General features: G+C 66.9%; 20 protein-coding genes. 8 read left to right on the top strand and 12 right to left on the bottom strand.

Annotation, left to right across the window (positions count from 1 at the left end):
* Positions 1 to 40: 40 nt before the first annotated feature.
* Entirely contained in the window at positions 41 to 1,042 is a 1,002-nt protein-coding gene (locus ACK41U_RS12590; protein WP_409680654.1) for a sugar-binding transcriptional regulator, read from the bottom strand.
* Positions 1,043 to 1,186: 144 nt separating this feature from the next.
* On the opposite strand from ACK41U_RS12590, the gene ACK41U_RS12585 reads away from it, so the two are divergent.
* From ACK41U_RS12585 to xylB, 8 genes are all read left to right on the top strand, one after another.
* The gene (locus ACK41U_RS12585; protein WP_409680651.1) at positions 1,187 to 2,623 is read left to right on the top strand and encodes an extracellular solute-binding protein; all 1,437 of its coding nucleotides are present in this window, start codon (positions 1,187 to 1,189) and stop codon (positions 2,621 to 2,623) included.
* A gap of 78 nt (positions 2,624 to 2,701) precedes the next feature.
* Positions 2,702 to 3,580 (top strand): carbohydrate ABC transporter permease, encoded by an 879-nt coding sequence (locus ACK41U_RS12580; RefSeq protein WP_409680649.1) that lies wholly within the window; start codon positions 2,702 to 2,704, stop codon positions 3,578 to 3,580.
* Between the two features lie 4 nt (positions 3,581 to 3,584).
* Complete coding sequence (locus ACK41U_RS12575; RefSeq protein WP_409680647.1) at positions 3,585 to 4,424, top strand: carbohydrate ABC transporter permease; 840 nt, start codon at positions 3,585 to 3,587, stop codon at positions 4,422 to 4,424.
* 3 nt (positions 4,425 to 4,427) lie between these two features.
* Positions 4,428 to 4,616: a DUF2160 family membrane protein gene (locus ACK41U_RS12570; protein WP_409680645.1), complete on the top strand. Its 189-nt coding sequence runs from the start codon at positions 4,428 to 4,430 to the stop codon at positions 4,614 to 4,616.
* Between the two features lie 3 nt (positions 4,617 to 4,619).
* Complete coding sequence (locus ACK41U_RS12565; protein ID WP_409680642.1) at positions 4,620 to 5,681, top strand: NAD(P)-dependent alcohol dehydrogenase; 1,062 nt, start codon at positions 4,620 to 4,622, stop codon at positions 5,679 to 5,681.
* Position 5,682: 1 nt separating this feature from the next.
* Positions 5,683 to 6,750, top strand: coding sequence for an ABC transporter ATP-binding protein (locus tag ACK41U_RS12560; RefSeq protein ID WP_409680639.1), 1,068 nt, complete (start codon positions 5,683 to 5,685; stop codon positions 6,748 to 6,750).
* Positions 6,751 to 6,754: 4 nt separating this feature from the next.
* The gene (locus ACK41U_RS12555) at positions 6,755 to 7,474 is read left to right on the top strand and encodes an HAD family hydrolase (protein ID WP_409680636.1); all 720 of its coding nucleotides are present in this window, start codon (positions 6,755 to 6,757) and stop codon (positions 7,472 to 7,474) included.
* 67 nt (positions 7,475 to 7,541) lie between these two features.
* A complete protein-coding gene (gene xylB, locus ACK41U_RS12550; RefSeq protein WP_409680633.1) occupies positions 7,542 to 8,990 on the top strand; it encodes a xylulokinase in 1,449 nt (482 codons plus the stop codon).
* Between the two features lie 4 nt (positions 8,991 to 8,994).
* Here xylB and ACK41U_RS12545 read toward each other — a convergent pair whose 3' ends face one another.
* From ACK41U_RS12545 to ACK41U_RS12495, 11 genes are all read right to left on the bottom strand, one after another.
* Positions 8,995 to 9,726, bottom strand: a complete 732-nt coding sequence (locus ACK41U_RS12545; RefSeq protein ID WP_409680631.1) for an SDR family oxidoreductase — start codon at positions 9,724 to 9,726, stop codon at positions 8,995 to 8,997.
* A gap of 13 nt (positions 9,727 to 9,739) precedes the next feature.
* Complete coding sequence (locus ACK41U_RS12540; protein WP_409680628.1) at positions 9,740 to 10,468, bottom strand: SDR family oxidoreductase; 729 nt, start codon at positions 10,466 to 10,468, stop codon at positions 9,740 to 9,742.
* 12 nt (positions 10,469 to 10,480) lie between these two features.
* Positions 10,481 to 11,245, bottom strand: coding sequence for an SDR family NAD(P)-dependent oxidoreductase (locus ACK41U_RS12535; RefSeq protein ID WP_409680625.1), 765 nt, complete (start codon positions 11,243 to 11,245; stop codon positions 10,481 to 10,483).
* The gene (locus tag ACK41U_RS12530; RefSeq protein WP_409680622.1) at positions 11,242 to 12,501 is read right to left on the bottom strand and encodes a class II D-tagatose-bisphosphate aldolase non-catalytic subunit; all 1,260 of its coding nucleotides are present in this window, start codon (positions 12,499 to 12,501) and stop codon (positions 11,242 to 11,244) included. Before ACK41U_RS12530 ends, ACK41U_RS12535 begins: the two co-directional genes overlap by 4 nt.
* Positions 12,498 to 13,466: a sugar kinase gene (locus ACK41U_RS12525; protein WP_409680619.1), complete on the bottom strand. Its 969-nt coding sequence runs from the start codon at positions 13,464 to 13,466 to the stop codon at positions 12,498 to 12,500. Before ACK41U_RS12525 ends, ACK41U_RS12530 begins: the two co-directional genes overlap by 4 nt.
* Before the next feature lie 295 nt (positions 13,467 to 13,761).
* The gene (gene pheS, locus ACK41U_RS12520; protein WP_409680710.1) at positions 13,762 to 14,844 is read right to left on the bottom strand and encodes a phenylalanine--tRNA ligase subunit alpha; all 1,083 of its coding nucleotides are present in this window, start codon (positions 14,842 to 14,844) and stop codon (positions 13,762 to 13,764) included.
* 78 nt (positions 14,845 to 14,922) lie between these two features.
* Positions 14,923 to 16,329: an alanine/glycine:cation symporter family protein gene (locus ACK41U_RS12515; RefSeq protein ID WP_409680616.1), complete on the bottom strand. Its 1,407-nt coding sequence runs from the start codon at positions 16,327 to 16,329 to the stop codon at positions 14,923 to 14,925.
* A gap of 63 nt (positions 16,330 to 16,392) precedes the next feature.
* Positions 16,393 to 17,778 (bottom strand): cytochrome P450, encoded by a 1,386-nt coding sequence (locus ACK41U_RS12510; protein WP_409680613.1) that lies wholly within the window; start codon positions 17,776 to 17,778, stop codon positions 16,393 to 16,395.
* Positions 17,779 to 17,829: 51 nt separating this feature from the next.
* Positions 17,830 to 18,912 (bottom strand): sensor histidine kinase, encoded by a 1,083-nt coding sequence (locus ACK41U_RS12505; protein WP_409680610.1) that lies wholly within the window; start codon positions 18,910 to 18,912, stop codon positions 17,830 to 17,832.
* A 183-nt stretch (positions 18,913 to 19,095) separates the two neighbouring features.
* Positions 19,096 to 19,455, bottom strand: a complete 360-nt coding sequence (gene rplT / locus ACK41U_RS12500) for a 50S ribosomal protein L20 (RefSeq protein ID WP_409680607.1) — start codon at positions 19,453 to 19,455, stop codon at positions 19,096 to 19,098.
* Positions 19,456 to 19,470: 15 nt separating this feature from the next.
* The coding region (locus ACK41U_RS12495; RefSeq protein ID WP_409680707.1) for a 50S ribosomal protein L35 at positions 19,471 to 19,602 on the bottom strand (132 nt) is incomplete at its 5' end.

Genomic DNA, 19,602 nt, shown 5'->3' with positions numbered 1-19,602 from the left:
GTGATCCGGGCCGCGACGTCGTGAGGCCGCCGCCCGGCCCCTACCCGTCCAGCAGCAGACGGGCGGTGACGTCATCGGTGATCAGGCTGTTGGCGATTCCCTGCCCCACGATGACGCGGATGATGTCGACCTTGTGCGGCCCTGCGGCGGCCAGCACCCGGTCGGGCACCTGCCGCAGCAGGTCCAGCGAGATGCCGATCGTGCGTTCGTCCAGCCGCGGGCAGACCGCCCGTCCCTGCCCGTCCAGAAAGCGGCAGACGACATCGCCGATGGCACCGTCACCGGTCAGGCTGGATTTGCTGACGCCGGCGGGCAGCCCCGACGAAATCAGATAGGACGCCGCCGAGATGTCGCTGCAGGTCAGGATGGCGGCATCCAGCGTGGCGAATTTTGCGAAATGCGTCTGAAAGATGTCCTGCGCCAGAAAGGCGTCGCGCTGCACGCGGTCGGCCAGAAAGATCGGCGCGGCCAGCAGCGAATAGCGCGCGCCCAGACGCTCCGCGAACCCCGAGGCAATGCCAAAGGAATTGAACGTCTCGCCCCGGCTGGTGCCGCCGATGATCGAGATGATCTCGACATCCGGCCAGGACTGACGCGGCATCCGGTCGATCGAGGCCTGCAGCGTCATCCCCCAGGACACGCCGATCCGGCGCCAGTCCCCCGCGCGCAGCCGGTCCTGCATATAGCTGGCAAGTGCGGCGCCGACGGGGCGGTTGAAATCATAGGCGTCGGGCCGGGCGGGCGCCACCAGCACCCGGTCCAGACCAAACCGGTCGCGCAGCCGGTCCTGCAGATCGAAATACGGCATGGCGGGCGATTCGATCTGGATCCGCACCATCCCCTGCGCGCGCGCCTTTTGGATCGCCTGATTGACGCGCAGCCGGGTGGCGCCAAGAAACTTGGCAATCTCGGCCTGCGTCATCTCATTGACGTAATAGTGCCAGCACACCTCGGCCACAAAGGCGTCTTCGGCGGGAAATTCGTCATCGCTCATGGTCGTATCTGATCCCTGCGCCGCCATGGGGTCAAGGCGCCAGCGCATCACCGCCTATTACACATGTATTGCTTAACTTACATATGGATTTTTTTCTTGCCTGAACGGCCGGTCCTGCGCCATGATGACGGCGCAATGACGAGGACCGGCCTCAGCGATGCCATGGTCCCGCGTGCCTTAGGGGAGGATGACATGAGCAATCACTGGACGACCGGCGCCTCGGCGCTGGCAATGGCGCTTGCCGCGACGACGGCCTTCGCGCAGGACGACAGCTTCTGGGCCGAGGCCGCGGCGGGCATGGAGGGGGTGACCCTGCGCGGCGTCACCGAATCCACGCCGCCCTCGAACTATGTCAGGAATGTGCTGGCGCCGAAATTCGAGGAACTGACCGGCATCCGCGTCGACATCGAAACCACCTCATGGGACCAGATGTATGACAAGGCGATCAAGGACATGGAGGCCGGCACCGGCATCTATGACATGGTCTATATCGAGCAGGACATCGTCTATGCCTATCTGTCCCGCGACTTCCTCGTCGATCTGACCGCAGCATTGGAGGCCAAGCCCGAACTGCGCGCGCCCAGCTTTGACGAGGCGCGGCTGACCAGCTTTGCCGACTATTTCCGGGGCGAGAACGGCAACCTCTACGGCATGCCGATGGAGGCTTTCGTCAAGCCGTATCTCTATCGCACCGACCTGTTCGGGGACACCGAGATTCAGGCGGCCTTCCGCGAAAAGACCGGCCGCGATCTGGCACCGGCCACCACCCATGACGAATACACCGAAATTGCCGAGTTCTTCACCGAATGGGGGCAGAACAACGGCGGTGACCTGTGGGGCACGACCGCGCAGGCCCATACCGGCCATCCGGCGTCCTGGTATGAATTTTTCGAATCGGTCGCGCCGACCTTTGGCGTCTATCACTGGGGCATCGACCCCGAAAACAACTATGCCGCCAGCGTCGAGAACGGTGGCCGGATGAACTCGGACGAGGCCAAGGCCGCGCTGCGCTGGTGGCTGCATCTGCGCGACATCGCCCCGCCGGAATCGGTGCAATCGACCTGGTCCGAGGTCGCCACGACCTTTGCCGCAGGCCGCGCGGCGCAGGGTCTGGTCTATGGCGAGAACGCCGCCTGGATCGCGACCGACGAAAGCCAGTCGCGCGTGGTGGGCAATGTCGGCGTGGCGCTGCCGCCGCTGGCCGAGGGCGTGCTGGAGGCGACCGAGGCCGGCGAGGGCTATATCGGCTATTATGACGGCGGCGCCTTTGGCCTGCCGGTCACCTCGAAAAATCAGGACGCGGCGGTGCTGTTCCTGCAGTTTCTGGCCGAAGAGGACATCCAGTCGGACTGGGCCTTGGCCGGGTCGCGCATCACCACGACCGCGACCTATGACGACCCTGCCGTGCAGGATCTGAACGAAAAGCTGAACGGCTATTTCGACATGATGCGCGATCAGGGCCACCTGTTTGCCGGGGCCCCGGCCTATCCGTTCCACGCCCAGGTGCGCGAGGCGACGGCGCCGATCTTTTACGACATCCTGACCGGGTCGCTGGAACCCGATGCGGGCCTCGACCAGATGGCCGCCAAGGCCGAGGAAGAGCTGACCGATCTGGGCTATCGCAACTGACCCCTGATCCCTGCCCCGCCCCCAAGGCCATGTGCCGCCGGGGCGGGGCGCCATGCGCGCAAACGGGGGCATTTCCGCATGCATTCCAAGACCTTGGGCTGGGCCTTGCTGGCACCGACACTGATCATTCTGTTCCTGTTCGGCGTGGCCCCATTCATCTATGTCATCATCGTGTCGTTCCATCAGTGGAACCCGTTCGGGGCCAACCCGAATATGGTGTTCAACTGGGCCAGCAACTATCGCCGACTGGTCTTTGACCAGCAGTTCATGGCCTCGCTTGGGGTGACGGCGGCCTTTGTGTTCTTTGCGGTCACGACCCAGCTGGTGCTGGGCTATGCGCTGGCGCAGGCCTTCATGCGCGACTTTCCCGGCAAGGCGATTTTCCGCACCATCCACACGCTGCCGCTGATCATGGCGCCGATCATCGTGGGGTCGGTCTGGAAGCTGATGACCACGCCCTCGATCGGGATCATCCCCAGCTTTCTGTCGGGCTGGCTGGGCTATGACCTCAACATCGGCCAAAGCGCGATGCAGGCTTTCGTCGTGACCGTCATCATGGATGTCTGGCACTGGACGCCGCTGGTCACGCTGACCATGATCGCGGCCCTGATCTCGTTGCCGCAGGACCCGTTCGAGCAGGCGCAGATCGACGGCGCCGGGCGCTGGCAGATCTTCTGGCACATCACCCTGCCGATGATCCGGCCCGCGATTCTGGCCACGCTGTTCATCCGCCTGATGGATGCGATGCGCACCGTGGACGAGGTGCTGATGCTGACCGGCGGCGGACCGGGATCGGCCACCCGCTTTGTCGGCGTGCATATCTTCAAAGAGGTCTTTCCGCGCACGAATTACGGCTATGGCTCGGCCATTTCGGTCATCGTGCTCTATCTGACCATCGTGGCCTGCTGGCTGATGTATGTCGGCCTGATCGCGCCGCGCAACCGTGAAAAGGACTGAGACCATGCGCCGCAAGGGCAACCCCTATCTGGCGGTCGTGCTGTGGACCGCCCTCAGCCTGGCCACGCTGTTTCCGATCTACTGGCTGTTCGTGATCTCGGTCAAACCGGCGGTCGAGCTGTTTTCGACCCCCTCGGTCTGGCTGGATAGCCTGTACTGGAAAAACTATGTCGATGTGCTGAACGACCGCACATTGCGCGGCTATATGATGAACTCGCTGATCATCTCGACCGGCAATGCGGTGCTGTGCACGGGTCTGGGCTTTCTGGCCTGCTATGCGCTGACCCGGTTCGATCTGCCGGGCAAGGAGAGCATCTTTTTCTGGACCATCACCAACCGGATGGCACCGCCCGCCGTGTTCCTGCTGCCGCTGTTTCTGCTGCTGACGCAGGTGTACCGCATCGGCGATTTCACCCTTGCCGATACACGCACGGGCATGATCCTGATCTATTGCACGTTCAATCTGCCCTTCGCGATCTGGACCCTGCGCCCGACGCTGGATTCGATCCCCAAAGAGCTGGACGAGGCCGCCTATGTCGATGGCGCCAGCCCGTGGAAGGTCATCACCGAGATCGTCTTTCCGCTGGCCCGCCCCGGTCTGGCCGTGACGCTGATCCTGACCTGGGTGTTTGCGTGGAACGAATATCTGCTGGCGGCCACGCTGACCAACTTCAACGCCCGCACCCTGACCACCGGCCTGTCGGAATATGTCACCACCACCGGCACGAACTGGGGGATCATGGCGGCGATTTCCGTCTTTACGCTGATCCCGGCGCTGATCGTTTTCAGCCTCGTGCAGCGTCATATCGTGACCGGCCTGACCTTTGGCGCGGTGAAAGGATAAATCATGGCCAAGGATCGCAAGGGCTTTCTGCCCATCCAGACCAACGCCTTTGACCGGCTGTTCATCTCGGTCGTGCTGTGGGTCGCGCTGTCGCTGTTCTGGCTGCGCTTTCTGGAACCGCTTGGCCTGTCGGTCTGGATCGCGGTGGCGATCTCGGTCGCGGGCGCCGTCATCATCATTCGCAGGGGCTGACCCATGAAGGCTTTGGTTCTCGAACATAAGGGCGCGCTGGCGCTGCGCGATGTCCCCCAGATCGACCGCGACGAGGAAACGCTTGGCCCCCGCGATGTGCGCATCCGGCTGCACACGGTGGGGATCTGCGGATCGGACGTCCACTATTACACCCATGGCCGCATCGGCCCGTTCGTGGTGAACGCGCCGATGATCCTCGGCCACGAGGCGGCGGGCACCGTGATCGAATGCGGGTCCGGGGTGACGACCCTGCGCCCCGGCGACCGCGTCTGCATGGAGCCGGGCATCCCCGACCCCAACAGCCGCGCCTCCCGGATGGGCATGTATAACATTGATCCTGCGGTGCGCTTCTGGGCGACGCCGCCGGTGCATGGCATCCTGCGCCCCACCTGCGTGCATCCCGAGGCGTTCACCTTCAAGCTGCCCGACCACGTGTCCTTTGCCGAGGGCGCCATGGTCGAGCCGCTGGCGGTGGGCCTCCACGCCGCGACCAAGGCGCGCATCCGGCCCGGCGATGTGGCGGTGGTGATGGGCGCGGGGCCGATCGGTCTGGTCACCGCATTGTCGGCGCTGGCGGCGGGCTGTTCGCGCGTTTTCGTCAGCGACATCGCCCGCGCGAAACTGGACATCGCGGCGGGCCTGTCACCTGCAATCGTTCCGGTCGATGCCTCATCCGACGATCTGGCCGCCCGCGTGCTGGAGGAAACCGAAGGCTGGGGTGCCGATGTGGTGTTCGAGGCGACGGGTTCCGCCATCGCAGCGGCCAGCGTGTTTCAGCCGCTGGCGCCGGGCGGTTGCGTCGTGATGATCGGCGGTCAGGCCGAGCCCATCGCCTATGACGCGGGCGCCGCCATGGTGCGCGAGGCGCGGGTCGAGAATATCTTTCGCTATGCCCATGCCTTTCCGCGCTGCGTGAACATGATCGCCTCGGGCGCGATCGACGTAAAGCCGCTGATCACCCGTAGATTTGACTTCAAGGACAGCGTGCAGGCCTTTGAAATCGCGGCGTCCGCGCCCGCATCAGACGTCAAGATGCAGATCGTTCTGCCGCAGGAAGGAGCCTGACATGGCCCATGTGAAAATCGACGCCGTGCAGAAACGCTATGGCGGGGTGCAGGTCATGCACGGGGTCAGCGTCGACATCGAGGATGGCGAATTCGTCGTGCTGGTCGGCCCCTCGGGCTGCGGCAAATCCACCCTGCTGCGGATGCTGGCCGGGCTGGAGGAAATCACCGAGGGTCAGATCTCCATCGGCGGGCGGGTCGTCAATGACGTGCCGCCCAAGGAACGCGACATCTCGATGGTGTTCCAGTCCTACGCGCTTTATCCGCACAAGACGGTGGCCGAAAATATCGGCTTTCCGCTGAAGATGGCGAAACGCCCCAAGGCCGAGATCGCCGAAAAGGTGCGTCACGCGGCCTCGATCCTGGACCTTGCGCATCTGCTGGACCGTTTCCCCAAGCAGCTGTCGGGCGGGCAGCGCCAGCGCGTCGCCATGGGCCGCGCCATCGTGCGCGACCCGCAGGTGTTTCTGTTCGACGAGCCGCTGTCGAACCTCGACGCGAAACTGCGCGTGACCATGCGGGTCGAGATCAAGGAGCTGCACCAGCGCCTGAAAACCACCATCGTCTATGTGACGCATGACCAGATCGAGGCGATGACCATGGCCGACAAGATCGTCGTCATGCGCGACGGCCGGGTCGAACAGATCGGCGCGCCGCTGGATCTGTATGACCATCCCGACAGCGTGTTCGTGGCGGGGTTCATCGGTTCTCCCTCGATGAATTTCCTGCATGGCGTGATCGCCACGCAGGACGGCGCGCGGGTGTTTCTCAGCGACAGCGGGCTGGCCTTGCCCCTGCCCCCGCAGGCCGCCGGTCTGGCCGAGGGTCATGCGGTCACCTATGGCATCCGCCCCGAACATATCTCGGTCGGCGATCAGGGTGTGCCGGTCAAGGTGGTCGTGACCGAGCCGACGGGGTCGGAAACCCAGATCTTCGCGCGGGCGGGCAATGATCTGATCGACGCGGTGGTCAAGGACCGGCTGCGCGCGGCACCGGGCAGCGCCATCGGGTTTGTCATCGACCCCGCACATGTCCATCTGTTCGACCGCCAGTCCGAGCGGCGGCTGTAACCCCATGGCGGCACCGAACCCCATCCGGGCCGTGATCTTCGACCTCGACGGCTGCCTTGTCGACAGCGAGCGTATGTCGCTGGCGGCGCTGGCAACCGAAATGGCCGAGGCCGGGCTGTCCGTCACACCCGACGATCTGCGCAAAAGGTTTCTGGGCGTCTCGATCCGCACGATCCGCGATCATGTGGCAAAGGCCACGGGCCGCCCCTGCCCGCCCGGCTTTGTGGACCGTTTCGAGGCCCGCCTGCTGGACAGCTACAGGGCGCAGGGTTTGGCGCTGATCGACGGCGTGCCCGCGCTGCTGGACCGCTTGCGCGACGCCGGGATCGCCACCGCCATCGCCACCGGCGGCTCGGTCGCGCGGATGACGGCGACGTTGCGGATCGCGGGGCTGGACGCGCATTTCATGGACCGTGCCTTCAGCGCCGATCAGGTCGCACGCGGCAAGCCCGCGCCCGATCTGTTCCTGCTGGCAGCTGCGTCCCTTGGCATTCCCGCCACCGCCTGCGCGGTGATGGAGGATTCGCCCCATGGCATCACCGGCGCGCGGGCGGCGGGCATGCATGCGGTGGGCTTTACCGGCGGCAGCCATCTGGACGGCATGCGCGACGATCATGCAGGGCGGTTGCAACAGGCGGGGGCGGCGCAGGTGCTGGCGACCCTCGGCGGCGTGCTGACCGCGCTTCTGTCGCCCCCACCCGACGGCAGGGCGCGAAGCGTTTGACCGCAAGGCGGCGCTGTTCCACAACAGGCCTGCACCTCAGGCAGATCAAACCGGCAGGATGATGAAGATGAGCTTTCTCGGACTGGACCTTGGGACTTCGGGCCTCAGGGCATTGCTGATCGACGATGCGGGCCAGCCCATTGGCGCGGCCGAGGCGCATTACGAGGTGGATCACCCCCATCCCGGCTGGTCGGAACAGAACCCCGCCGACTGGATCGAGGCCGTGCAGGCCGCCGTGGCCCAGCTGCGCGACCGCCATCCCGAATTCGCGGCCCTGCGCGGCATCGGCGTGGCGGGCCATATGCACGGCGCGACCCTGCTGGACGCCGATGACCGCGTGCTGCGCCCCTGCATCCTGTGGAACGACACCCGCAGCCATGCCGAGGCCGCCCGGCTGGACGCCAACCCCGATTTCCGCGCGATTTCCGGCAATATCGTCTTTCCCGGATTCACCGCGCCCAAGCTGGAATGGCTGCGCAGGCACGAGCCTGACATCCACGCCCGCACAGCCCGCGTGCTGCTGCCTGCGGCCTATCTGAATCTGTGGCTGACCGGGCAGCACGTGTCCGACCTGTCGGATGCCTCGGGCACCTCATGGCTGGATGTGGGCGGGCGCGACTGGTCGCCCGCGCTGCTGAAGGCCGGGCATATGCGTGCCGATCAGATGCCGCGACTGGTCGAGGGCTGCGCGCCTGCCGGGCAGTTGCGCGACAGGCTGGCCGCCGAATGGGGGCTGTCACAGCCGGTGACCGTGGCCGGGGGCGCGGGCGACAACGCCGCCGCCGCCTGCGGCATCGGTGCGATGGCCGAGGGGCAGGGTTTCGTCTCGCTTGGCACCTCGGGGGTGCTGCTGGCGGCGCGCGACGGCTATCGGCCCGCGCCCGAAACCGCGCTGCACAGTTTCTGCCATGCGGTGCCGGGGCGCTGGTATCAGATGGGGGTGATGCTGTCGGCGACCGACAGCCTGAACTGGCTGGCCCGCATGACCGGTAGCCGCCCGGCCGAGCTGACCGCCGGGCTGACCCGGCTGCGCCCGCCCGGCGCCGTGCGGTTCCTGCCCTATCTGTCGGGCGAACGGACGCCCCATAATGATGCGGTGATCCGGGGCAGCCTGACCGGCCTTGACGCCGCCACCTCGCGTGAGGATCTGACCCGCGCGGTGCTGGAGGGCGTGGCCTTTGGCCTGCGCGACAGCTTTGACGCGCTGCGGGCGACGGGCGCACAGCTGGACCGGCTGATGGCGATCGGCGGCGGCGCGCGGTCGCGCTATTGGCTGGCGGTCATCGCCACCGCGCTGGATGTGACGCTGGATCTGCCCGCTGATGGCGAATTCGGTGCGGCATTGGGGGCGGCGCGGCTTGGGCAGGTCGCAGCCGGGGCAGGCACCATCGACGAGGTGATGACGCCCCCGCGCGTGGCCGAGGAAATCACCCCCGACCCGGCCCTGCGCGACGCCTTTGACGCGGCGCATGCGGCATGGCGCAAAACCTATCCCGCCATCCGCGCCGTGCAATAGCGCCTTATCGCGCGGTATAGCCGCCATCGGCCATCAGCACCTCGCCGGTGATGATGGCCGCCTCGGCCGAGGCAAGGTAGCGGGCCGCCGCCGCGATCTCGGATGGTTTGGCAAAGCGGCCCACCGGGATCTCGGCCCGCGCGCGCAGGCCCTTTTCGCCCGACCAGCCGACCAGCGCCATCGGCGTGTCCACCACGGTGGGCGCGATGGCGTTGACGGTGATGCCATACCCCGCCCATTCTACCGCCAGCACCCGTGTCAGCAGGTTCAGCCCTGCCTTGCTGGCACCATAGGCGGCGTGATCGGCAATCGCCACCACGCCCGCCTGCGACGAGATATTGACCACCCGCCCCCGCCCCGACCGGCGCAGAAACGGCAGCGCCGCCTGCGCCATCAGCCATGGCGCGCGCAGGTTGATCGCCATCGTCCGGTCCCAGTCCGCGACCTGAGGCGCCTCGGCGGGAAAGACGATGCCCAGACCGGCATTGTTGATCAGAATGTCGATCCCCATCTGCGCCCCGATCTGCGGCACCATTGCGGCAATCGCCTGCGGGTCCGCCAGATCCAGCACAAAGGCGCGGTGCGCGGCCCCAAGCCGCGCCGCCAGATCGCCCGCATCCAGCAAATCGACCAGCGCCAGCCGTGCCCCCCCGGCGGCAAAGCATTCGGCCATGGCGGTGCCGATCCCGCCTGCGGCCCCGGTGACCAGAACCGTCAGCCCGTCGAACTGTCCCATGCCACGGCCTCCATCAGATATCGAAATTGGTGGGCAGCACGATCATGTCGCGGATGGTCACGTTGCGGGGCCGGGTAAGCATATAGATCACGGCGTCTGCGACCTCTTCCGGCTCGATCAGGCTGCCGGACTCGCGGGCCTTGCGCAGGTTTTCCTCGGGCCAGTCCGCCAGCAGCGCCGAGACCACCGGACCGGGCGAGACCTGCCCCACCCGCACACCCTGCTTGTTCAGCTGCCGCCGCATGGTCTGGACAAAACACGTCACCGCCCATTTCGAGGCGGCATAGACCGGCTCCCACGGGACCGGGAAATGGCCGGCGACCGAACAGGTGACGATAATGTCGCCGGACCCGCGCGCGGCCATATGCGGGATGACGGCGTGGACGTTCTTCATCACCGCATTGACGTTCAGGTTCAGCATCCGGTCGATCGTGGCCGCGTCCGTCTCGGACAGATCGCCGCCGATATAGGTGCCTGCGTTGCAATGCAGGATGTCGATGCGGCCCGCCTTGTCCAGCGCCTCGGGGACCATCGCGGCGCAGCTGTCCGCGTCCAGCAGATCGGTCACCTGCGGGATCGCCGCCGCGCCCAGCTCATCCGCCAGCCGCGCCAGCGCCGCCTGATCGCGGTCGGCCATCACCACCCGCGCCCCCTGCCCGATCAGCGCCCGCGCCGTCGCCAGCCCGATCCCCGATGCGGCCCCTGTGACCAGCGCCACCTTGCCCGTCAGACTGTCAGCCATGCTCCGTCCCCCTTAATGCGTCGTATATCCGCCATCCGCGACCAGCACCGCGCCGGTCACATAGCTGGCCGCGTCCGAGGCCAGAAACAGCGCGCAACTGGCCATTTCCTCGGGCCGGGCAAAGCGGCCCATCGGCGTGTTCTCGGTCCAGATGCGGTTCCATTCGGGCCGCGCGATGCCGCCCGCCGTCATGTCCGACACGACATATCCCGGCGCCAGCGCGTTCACCCGGATGCCCCGCGCGGCATATTCAAAGGCCATCACCCGCGTCATCTGATGCACCGCCGCCTTGGAGGCGTTATAGGCGACCTGAAGCTGCGGCTTGTTGGCGACCTCGGCCGAGATCGAGCCGATATTGACGATGGCGCCGCCGCCCTGCGCCAGCATGGGGCGCACCGCCGCGCGGGCAATGCGGAAGGGCGCCATCAGGTTCACCTCCATGATCGCGCGCAGGCGGGTGTCGTCGAAATCGTGGAAATCGCCATCATCGGCGATGCCCGCATTATTGACCAGCACGTCAAGCCGCCCGAAACGGTCCAGCGTCGCGGCCACCATCCCTTCGGGTGCGTCCTCACCGGTGACATCGGCTGCGTGCCATGCGCTGCGGTCGGGGTATTCGGCCAGCAATGCGGCCACGCCCTCGGTCCGGCTGCGGCCCGTCAGCAGACAGGACGCGCCCGCCGCCAGAAACATCCGCGCAATGGCCAGCCCGATGCCGCGACTGGCGCCGGTGATCAGCGCCACGCGCCCCTCAAGTCGAAAGAGATCGACAGTCATGTGTCCTCCTTGGTCATGCCACGGCATGCGGCGTGATAGCGGTGCAGCACGCGGCTGATGCGCCAGATGATGATGTCGTCAATGCTGGCCCGACCCTCGGCAAAGCCATCTGCACCGGGCAGGTGCTGCCAGATCAGCGGCAGCGGGATCGGCCTGTCCGCCAAGGCCGCGCGCAGAGCGTCCACCGCCGCCTGCGCCTGAGGGTCGGACCAGAAATACCGGATGCGGTCGGACAGCGAATAATGCCGCATCACCCGGCCCTCATCCCCCGGCGGATAGTGATCCTGCCACCCGCCGGGCCCGGCCTGCATCGCGGCCTCCATCCCGGTCATCAGCGGGCGGGCGCCATAGCCCGGCACCAGATCCGACGCGATCAGGTCCAGCGCATACAGCGCCTCGCGCAGCGCAAATGTCAGCTCGGGCCCGACCTTGAGGATCGCAAACCCGTCCGCCACCAATGCCGCCAACGCCGCGCCGGGCTGATAGTCGGTCGAATGCGCCTCGAACACCAGCCCCGGCAGACCGGCCAGAGCCGCGACCAGAGGGCGCGCGGCGGCGCGGTCATAGGGCACGATATTGCGGTTGCCGAACTCGACCCCCGGCTGCACCACCAGCGCGATCACGCGGGAAAACGCGTCCTGCAACCCCTGTTCCGCGAACAGGTCACGGTGAATGCGATAGCTGTGCCGCGCGGCATCCGGCGCGGTGGCCGCGATCTGATCCAGCGCGTGATCGGCGCCGCCGGGCGGCGGCACCTCGGTGCCGATGACATAGCGCGGCGCCGGGCCGGTCGCGGGGCGGGCCGCCTCGGCCACGCGCGCCAGCCGGGCGGCGCGCACCGCCGTCGCCGCATCATCCAGCGCGCGCGGCTCGCCCGCGCAGCCCATCGAGGCGTCCAGATGGATCTTGACGAAGCCCGCCGCGACAAAGGCCGCAACGCAGGCTTCGGCCTCGGCCATCGCCTGATCGGGGGGCAGATGGCGCCACGGATTCGGCCCCAGATGGTCGCCGCCCAGAATGACGCGATCGGGCGGGCAACCCTCGTCCTGCGCCAGACCGGCCACGAGGGCGGCAAAATCCGCCGGGGTCATGCCGGTATATCCGCCCTGATGGTTGACCTGATTGCAGGTCGCCTCGATCAGCACCGGCCCGCCTGTCTGCGCGCCGTGACGCAGGGCCGCGCACAGCACCAGCGGATGCGCCGAACAGACCGAGGTGATGCCCCGCCCCGCGGTCAGATGCGGCAGCGCGGTCATCGGCGCACCGGCATGGCTGCGGCAAAGGCGTCCAGCTGGGCACGGGTGCCCGCCCCCTCCATCGGCCCCATCACGGTGACATTGCGCGCACCCGCCGCGCAGGCCAGCCGCAGCGCCCCGGACACCGGCAGGCCAAGGCGCCGCGCGGTGACATAGGCGCCGCCAAAACAGTCCCCGGCCCCGGTCGGATCGGTCTCGGCGACGTGAAAACCGGGGTGACGGGTCGCGCCCCCGGCATCATACACGGTCGCCCCGTCGGCGCCGCGTTTCAGCGCGATTTCCGCGATGCCGCGCGCGTGCAGGGCGGCCACCGCCTGCGCCTCATCGGCGGGCGTTCCGGCCGCGTGGAACAGCTCGTCACCCGAGGGCAGCAGCAGGTCGGCCTGATCCAGCAACTGCTGGAACAGCGTCAGCGCGTCCTGTTCCGCGACCAGTTCCTTGCGCAGATTGGGGTCCAGCGACAGGCTGCCACCGCGCGCCCGGATCACACGGGCGGCCCGCGCAATCACGTCACGCGCAGGTCGCATCGTCAGCGCCGAGCCCATGACATGCAGATGCCCCGCCTGCGCCACCAGGGCCTGCACCGCGTCGGACCAGTCAAACCGCGCGGCGGCAGAACGGGCGATGTTGAACACGAAATCCCGCGCGCCGTCGGGGCGATAGCGGACAAATGCGCTGCCGGTGGGCCAGTCGGGATCGACCGCCACCGCCGAGACATCGACCCCATCCGCCCGCAGACGTGCAAGGGTCAGCGCGCCGAAGTCATCCGCGCCCACCGCCCCGACCATCGCCGCCCGGCCCCCCATCAACCCGCACTGACCGGCAAAGATCGCGGGCGCGCCGCTGGGATAGGGGCCGCGCAGCGTCTGGACGTCGCGGAACCCGCAGCCCGGCGTCGTGGCCATGATCTCGACCAGAATCTCACCGACGCACAGCGTGGGGCCAAGGGCATCAGGCGCCAGCATCGGCGCGTCCCTGCCCCGACCGGACAGGTGCCCGGTCCCGTGAATGGCTGTCAGCCCGTCCCATCCCGCCTGCCCTCCCCTGCTGCGGCGTCCCCGGCCCTGACAGCACGCCGGACCAACCTGAGAGGGACAGGAGCGGCGGCACAACGGCCGGGGAACAAGGCGACGTTACATTTGCATCATCACTCTTACAAATGATTTTTCGCGGCAGGGGGCACTTTTGCCGGTCACATGAAAACAGCGCCACCGCAGGGTTGCGATGGCGCTGTCATCCGTGCGGACGATACGAAAACGACTAGCGGCTCAGCCCGCCCGCCACGCTTGGCACATCGCCTGCGGCAAAGCCGTAATGGCGCAGCCAGCGCAGGTCCGATTCGAAGAAGGCGCGCAGGTCGGGGATGCCGTATTTCAGCATCGCGATCCGGTCGATGCCCATGCCAAAGGCAAAGCCCTGCCACTGATCGGGGTCGATCCCGCCCGCGCGCAGCACATTGGGATGCACCATCCCCGAGCCCAGAATCTCCATCCAGGAGTTCCCCTCGCCGATCTTCAGCTGACCGCCCTCCCAGGAACAGCGGATATCCACCTCGGCCGACGGTTCGGTAAAAGGAAAGTGGCTGGCGCGGAACCGCAGTTCGACGACCGGCACCTCGAAGAAGCTGCGGCAGAATTCCTCCAGCGTCCATTTCAGCTGCGCCATGCTGATGTCGCGGTCGATCGCCAGACCCTCGATCTGGTGGAACATCGGCGTGTGCGTCTGGTCCATGTCCATGCGATAGACGCGGCCCGGCGCGATCACGCGGATCGGCGCGCCCTGTTCCTGCATGGCGCGGATCTGAACCGGCGAGGCATGGGTTCGCAGCACATGCGGCGGGCGATTGTCGCCCGGCGCGCGGTGCATGTAGAAGGTGTCCATCTCTTGCCGCGCGGGGTGTTCGGGCGCGATGTTCAGCGCGTCGAAATTGTACCAGTCGCTTTCGACCTGCGGGCCCTCGGCCACGGCAAAGCCCATATCGGCAAAGATCTGGGTCACCTCGTCGGTCACCTGACTGATCGGGTGGATCGTGCCCTGACGGCGCGGGCGGCCCGGCAGAGTCACGTCCAGCCATTCGTCGCGCAGCCGCGCATCCAGCGCCGCATCTTCCAGCGACAGCTTGCGCGCGCGCAGGGCGGCGTCGATCTCGTCGCGCAATTCGTTCAGCAGGCGGCCGGTCGTCTGGCGCTCTTCGGGCGACATGCGGCCCAGCTCGCGCATCTTCAGGCTGATCTCGCCCTTTTTGCCCAGGGCACCAAGGCGCACCTCTTCGATGGCCTGCGGGTCGGCGGCTGCGTTGATGCGGTCAAGCCATTGCTGACGCAGGGGGGTCAGATCGTCCATAACGGGGGCCCTCATCTCTTTGGCCTCGCGTTAGCATGGCCGGGCGCGCGGGGGAAGACCGCGCGCCCGGCCCCGGTGTCACTTCCAGATGTCGCGGTTCACGCCCGGCGCAATGCCCGGATGGTCCGCGATGTGGAATTGCGGCTCGGTCCCGGCGCGACGCTGGCGCAGATAGTCGCGGGTGACATGGGCCACCGTGCCCGACAGCGCGACAATGGCGATCAGGTTGATCGTGGCCATCAGCCCCATGCTGGCATCGGCAAAGTCGAACACCGTCGCGACCGCCTGAAACGAACCCCAGACCACCATGGACAGCGCCGCCAGACGCAGCGCCATGATGCCCGGCTTGCCCGCGCCCAGATAGACGATGGCGTTTTCGGCATAGCTGTAATTGCCGATGATCGAGGTGAAGGCGAAGAAGAAGATCGCCACCGCCACAAAGATCTGCCCGAAATTGCCGAAATGATCGCTCAGCGCGGCCTGTGTCAGGTTCACCCCGGTCAGCGTGTCCGAGGGCATGACATCGGCCAGCAGGATCATCACCGCCGTCGCCGTGCAGACAAGGATCGTGTCGATGAACACGCCAAGCGCCTGCACAAAGCCCTGCGACGAGGGGTGATGCGGGTTCGGCACCGCCACGGCGGCGATATTGGGGGCAGACCCCATGCCGGCCTCGTTCGAGAACAGACCGCGCTTGATGCCGTTCAGCATCGCGGCCATGACGCCGCCCGCGACGCCGCCCACTGCCTCTTGCAGACCAAAGGCCGAGCGGATGATGCCCAGCAGGATGCCCGGCACCTCGGTCACGTTCATCGCCAGCACGATGGCTGCGGCCAGCAGATAGAGACCCGCCATCAGCGGCACGACCAGCTGCGCGGTGCGCGCGATCTGCGGGATGCCGCCAAAGATGATGACGCCCGACAGGACCGCCACGACAATGCCCACCAGCCCGGCGCCGATGCCAAAGGCACCCTCGACCGCCTGCGCGATGGAATTGGCCTGCACAGCGTTGAAGACCAGACCAAAGGCGATGATCAGCGCCACCGCGAACAGCGCCGCCAGCCAGGGCAGGCCCAGACCGCGCGCGATATACTGTGCCGGGCCGCCGCGATACATGCCGTCGGCGCCATGGGTCTTGTACAGCTGCGCCAGCGTCGATTCGGCATAGGCCGTGGCCATGCCGACCAGCGCCACCATCCACATCCAGAAGATCGCGCCGGGACCGCCAAGCGTCAGCGCCACCGCGACGCCCGCGATATTGCCGGTGCCCACGCGGCTGGCCAGCGACACGGACAGTGCCTGAAACGGGGTGATGCCATCCTTGTCGGTCTGACCCGAGCCGCGCACGCAGCGCCACATCTCGGCAAAGTTGAGAAACTGGATAAAGCCCAGCCTGACGGTGAAATAGATGCCCACGGCCAACAGGCCGTAAATCAGGACATAGCCCCAGAAAATCGTGTTCAGAAAACCGATGATGGCGGTCATGGCGCGCTCCGCTGCTGTGTTCGCGCCCAGTCTGTAACAGTCCCGTGAGCCACCGCAACCCGGTTAGTCGCGGCGCTCCTCGCGGGGGCTGACCTTCAGCCAGACGCCGCCATGCGGGCGCAGGGTCAGGATCATGCGCGGCTGCGGGTCGCGGCCCGGAATGCGCTCGAACCGGAACCGGGCCAGCAGGGTCGCCAGAATGATCACCGCCTCCTGCAGGGCAAAGCTGGCGCCGATGCAGATGCGCGGCCCGGCGCCAAAGGGCAGAAAGGCATAGCGGTCGGGCGCGGTCAGAAAGCGGTCGGGGTCAAAGGCGTCGGGACGCTCCCACAGCAGATGATGGCGATGCAGCGCATAGACCGGCAGCATGACGGTATCGCCGGGCCGCACCTCGCGCCCGCACAGCCGGTCGGGCGCCTGCGCGGTGCGCGACAGGAAGGCGGCGGGCGGATACAGGCGCAGCGTCTCGTTCACGATGCGCAGGGTCAGGGGCAGCGCGCCGAAATCGGCGGCGGTGGCGGCGCGGTCGCCCAGCACGGCCCGCGCCTCGGCGCTGGCGGCCTCTTGTACGGCGGGATCGAAGGCGCACAGATACAGCGCCCAGGCCAGCGTCAGGGCGGTCGTCTCGTGGCCCGCGACGATGAAGGTCAGCAGATTGTCGCGCAGCTCATCGCGGTTCATGGCGCGGCCCGTCTCGGGGTCCTGCGCGTCCAGCAGCAGGTCCAGCAGATCGGGCGGGCCGTCCCTGGCCGCAGCCTTTGCCCGCGCCGCAATCGCCTCATCGGCCAGCGCCTTCATCCGCCGCAGACCGGGGCCGGAAAACAGCCGCCCCGGACGCGGCAGCCATGCGGGCAGGCCCAGCACATCCATCAGCGACAGCTTGGCGGTCTGCGCGATATAGGCGTCGATCGAGTGATGCACCGCATCCCGGTCAAACATCCCGTCACCCGAAAAGGTGACGTCCGAGATCACCTCGAAGGTCGCGGCCACGGTTTCCCCGAACAGATCCACCGGCCCGGTCGCGGCGGCCAGACGGCGGCAGGATGCCTCGGCGGCGGCGGTCATCACCGGGCCCAGCCCCTCGACATGGCGCTGCGAGAATGCGGGCGCGGCGGCGCGGCGCTGCCAGCGCCAATGCGCGCCCTCGGCCACGAACAGGCTGTCACCGATGGCGGGGTTCAGGATCAGCTTGGTCGTGGTCGATTTGGGGTAATCCTCCACCCGCTCCTTCAGGATGCGGCGCAGGCTGTCGGGGTCCATGACCATATGCCAGCGGATCCCGGTCTTGCCCGAGACAATCGGCTGGCGGGTGGCGATGGCCGGGATCAGCTCCAGCACATTGCGACGCGCGGTGGCGGCGGTGCCCAGCAGTCCCAGCGGGCGCACCGCCAGCGGCACCTTGACCGGCTCGGCGGCAGTTCGGGGCGATCGGTCCGGATGTGTCGTCATCCGCCAAAGATAGGGTGCAAGCCGGGCCGGAACAATGCGCCCCGGCTGCGGCTAATGCGACAGCTTGCCCTCAAGCGTATAGTGCAGCCCGTCAGGATGCAGCACGGTCCGACCCTGCCCCTCGAAATAGGCGGGCACGATCACGGTCGTCAGCCGCGAGCCAAAGCCGGTCCGCGCGGCAGGCCCGATCCCCGCCACGCCGCTCTCGCGCCAGTCGAACCGGAAGCCGCCCGCCGGATCGGTCTGCCAGCCGATGCTGATATGCCCGGTCAGATCGCGCAGCGCGCCGTATTTCGTGGCATTCGTCGCCAGCTCGTACAGCGCCAGCGACAGGCCGACCGCCTGCTGCGAGGTCAGCGACAGCGGCGGGCCGGTGCGCGTCACCCGCTGCCAGTCGTCGATATGCGCGGCGATGGATTGTTCGACCACATGCCCGATCTCGGCCCGGTCGCCCAGTTCGGTCAGCAGTCCCTGCGCCTTGGCCAGCGCCATGATCCGCGCCGCCACGCTGTCGCGCGCCTGCGGCAACGAGGTCGCATTGCGCAGCGTCGCCGACACCACGGTCGAGGTCACCGTCAGGATATTGCGGATCCGGTGCAGCAGCTCCGCCTGCAGGATCTGCTGGTTGCGCCGCGACATGACATTGGGCGTCACATCGACCGTGACATTCAGCAGCCCCGCCACCTGCCCCTGATCGTCAAACAGCGGGCCATAGGAAAAGGTCCAGAAGGTCTCCTCTTCATAGCCGTTGCGCGTCATCACCAGCCGCATTTCCTGCGAGAACGTGCTTTCGCCGGACAGCGCCTTGATGACCAGAGGCTCGACATCCGCCCAGACATCCGACCAGATCTGCCTGAAAGGCGCGCCCAGCGCCCGCCCCTCCTTGGCGCCCAGCAGCGGCGCATAGGCGTCGTTATACAGCATCGTCAGCTCGGGTCCCCAGAACATGCACATCGCATGCCGCTGGCTGAGCATCATCCTGACCGTCGTCATCAGCGCGGTCGACCAGCCCTCGACCGGGCCCAGCGGCGTCCCGGCCCAGTCGTGGCCTGCGGTGGCGCGTGCCATCCGCCCCGCGCCCCACGAGAACAACACAGGCCGAGCCGTTTCGATGTCAGGCCACTGAGTGCTCACGGTATCCTCCTGCACGCCAACCCTCATCATTGGTCAGCCGACCAGCCGAGGCAATGGGAACAACACAATGGCGGGGCGCGGTTAACATAAAGCTATTTATCCGGCCAAACCAAAGGCATGACGCAGAAAAAAGGCCCGTCCTGCTGGACGGGCCTCTGGTCATTCTGCCCGGACGGGCCGGGTTCAGGCGGCGGCTTTCGCCTTTTCAACGATCGCGCCAAAGGCGTCGGGCTCGTTGACGGCCAGATCGGCCAGAACCTTGCGGTCAACCTCGATGCCGGCTTTCGACAGCAGGTTGATGAACCGCGAATAGGTCATTTCGGCATCGACCGCACGGACGGCGGCGTTGATCCGCTGGATCCACAGGGCGCGGAAATTGCGCTTGCGGTTCTTGCGGTCGCGGGTGGCGTATTGGTTGGCCTTGTCGACCGCCTGCGTGGCGGTGCGGAAGTTGCGCGACCGCGCGCCATAATAGCCCTTGGCTTGCTCAAGGACCTTCTTGTGGCGGGCGTGGGTCACCTTGCCGGATTTAACGCGTGACATATGTGGTTCTCCTGATCAGCGAGCGTAGGGCATGTATTTCTTGACGATCTTGGCATCCGCATCCGACAGGATGGTGGTGCCGCGCGCGTCGCGAATGAACTTGGTCGAGCGCTTGATCATGCCGTGGCGTTTGCCGGCCTGACCTGC

It is taken from the genome of Paracoccus sp. (in: a-proteobacteria) (genome assembly GCF_046289755.1).
In the GTDB taxonomy this organism is placed as follows: Bacteria; Pseudomonadota; Alphaproteobacteria; order Rhodobacterales; family Rhodobacteraceae; genus Paracoccus.
This window is presented reverse-complemented; position numbering and strand designations above follow the sequence as displayed.

Excerpts from the sequence above, each read along its gene's own strand:
- ACK41U_RS12515 (WP_409680616.1), bottom strand. The coding sequence starts at position 16,329 with ATGACCGCCATCATCGGTTTTCTGAACACGATTTTCTGGGGCTATGTC.
- ACK41U_RS12555 (WP_409680636.1), top strand. The coding sequence starts at position 6,755 with ATGGCGGCACCGAACCCCATCCGGGCCGTGATCTTCGACCTCGACGGC.
- ACK41U_RS12530 (WP_409680622.1), bottom strand. The coding sequence starts at position 12,501 with ATGACCGCGCTGCCGCATCTGACCGCGGGGCGGGGCATCACCTCGGTC.
- ACK41U_RS12580 (WP_409680649.1), top strand. The coding sequence starts at position 2,702 with ATGCATTCCAAGACCTTGGGCTGGGCCTTGCTGGCACCGACACTGATC.
- ACK41U_RS12570 (WP_409680645.1), top strand. The coding sequence starts at position 4,428 with ATGGCCAAGGATCGCAAGGGCTTTCTGCCCATCCAGACCAACGCCTTT.
- rplT (WP_409680607.1), bottom strand. The coding sequence starts at position 19,455 with ATGTCACGCGTTAAATCCGGCAAGGTGACCCACGCCCGCCACAAGAAG.
- ACK41U_RS12560 (WP_409680639.1), top strand. The coding sequence starts at position 5,683 with ATGGCCCATGTGAAAATCGACGCCGTGCAGAAACGCTATGGCGGGGTG.
- ACK41U_RS12590 (WP_409680654.1), bottom strand. The coding sequence starts at position 1,042 with ATGCGCTGGCGCCTTGACCCCATGGCGGCGCAGGGATCAGATACGACC.
- ACK41U_RS12565 (WP_409680642.1), top strand. The coding sequence starts at position 4,620 with ATGAAGGCTTTGGTTCTCGAACATAAGGGCGCGCTGGCGCTGCGCGAT.
- ACK41U_RS12545 (WP_409680631.1), bottom strand. The coding sequence starts at position 9,726 with ATGGGACAGTTCGACGGGCTGACGGTTCTGGTCACCGGGGCCGCAGGC.
- ACK41U_RS12575 (WP_409680647.1), top strand. The coding sequence starts at position 3,585 with ATGCGCCGCAAGGGCAACCCCTATCTGGCGGTCGTGCTGTGGACCGCC.
- ACK41U_RS12510 (WP_409680613.1), bottom strand. The coding sequence starts at position 17,778 with ATGACGACACATCCGGACCGATCGCCCCGAACTGCCGCCGAGCCGGTC.
- ACK41U_RS12535 (WP_409680625.1), bottom strand. The coding sequence starts at position 11,245 with ATGACTGTCGATCTCTTTCGACTTGAGGGGCGCGTGGCGCTGATCACC.
- ACK41U_RS12540 (WP_409680628.1), bottom strand. The coding sequence starts at position 10,468 with ATGGCTGACAGTCTGACGGGCAAGGTGGCGCTGGTCACAGGGGCCGCA.
- ACK41U_RS12585 (WP_409680651.1), top strand. The coding sequence starts at position 1,187 with ATGAGCAATCACTGGACGACCGGCGCCTCGGCGCTGGCAATGGCGCTT.
- pheS (WP_409680710.1), bottom strand. The coding sequence starts at position 14,844 with ATGGACGATCTGACCCCCCTGCGTCAGCAATGGCTTGACCGCATCAAC.
- ACK41U_RS12525 (WP_409680619.1), bottom strand. The coding sequence starts at position 13,466 with ATGCTGGCGCCTGATGCCCTTGGCCCCACGCTGTGCGTCGGTGAGATT.
- xylB (WP_409680633.1), top strand. The coding sequence starts at position 7,542 with ATGAGCTTTCTCGGACTGGACCTTGGGACTTCGGGCCTCAGGGCATTG.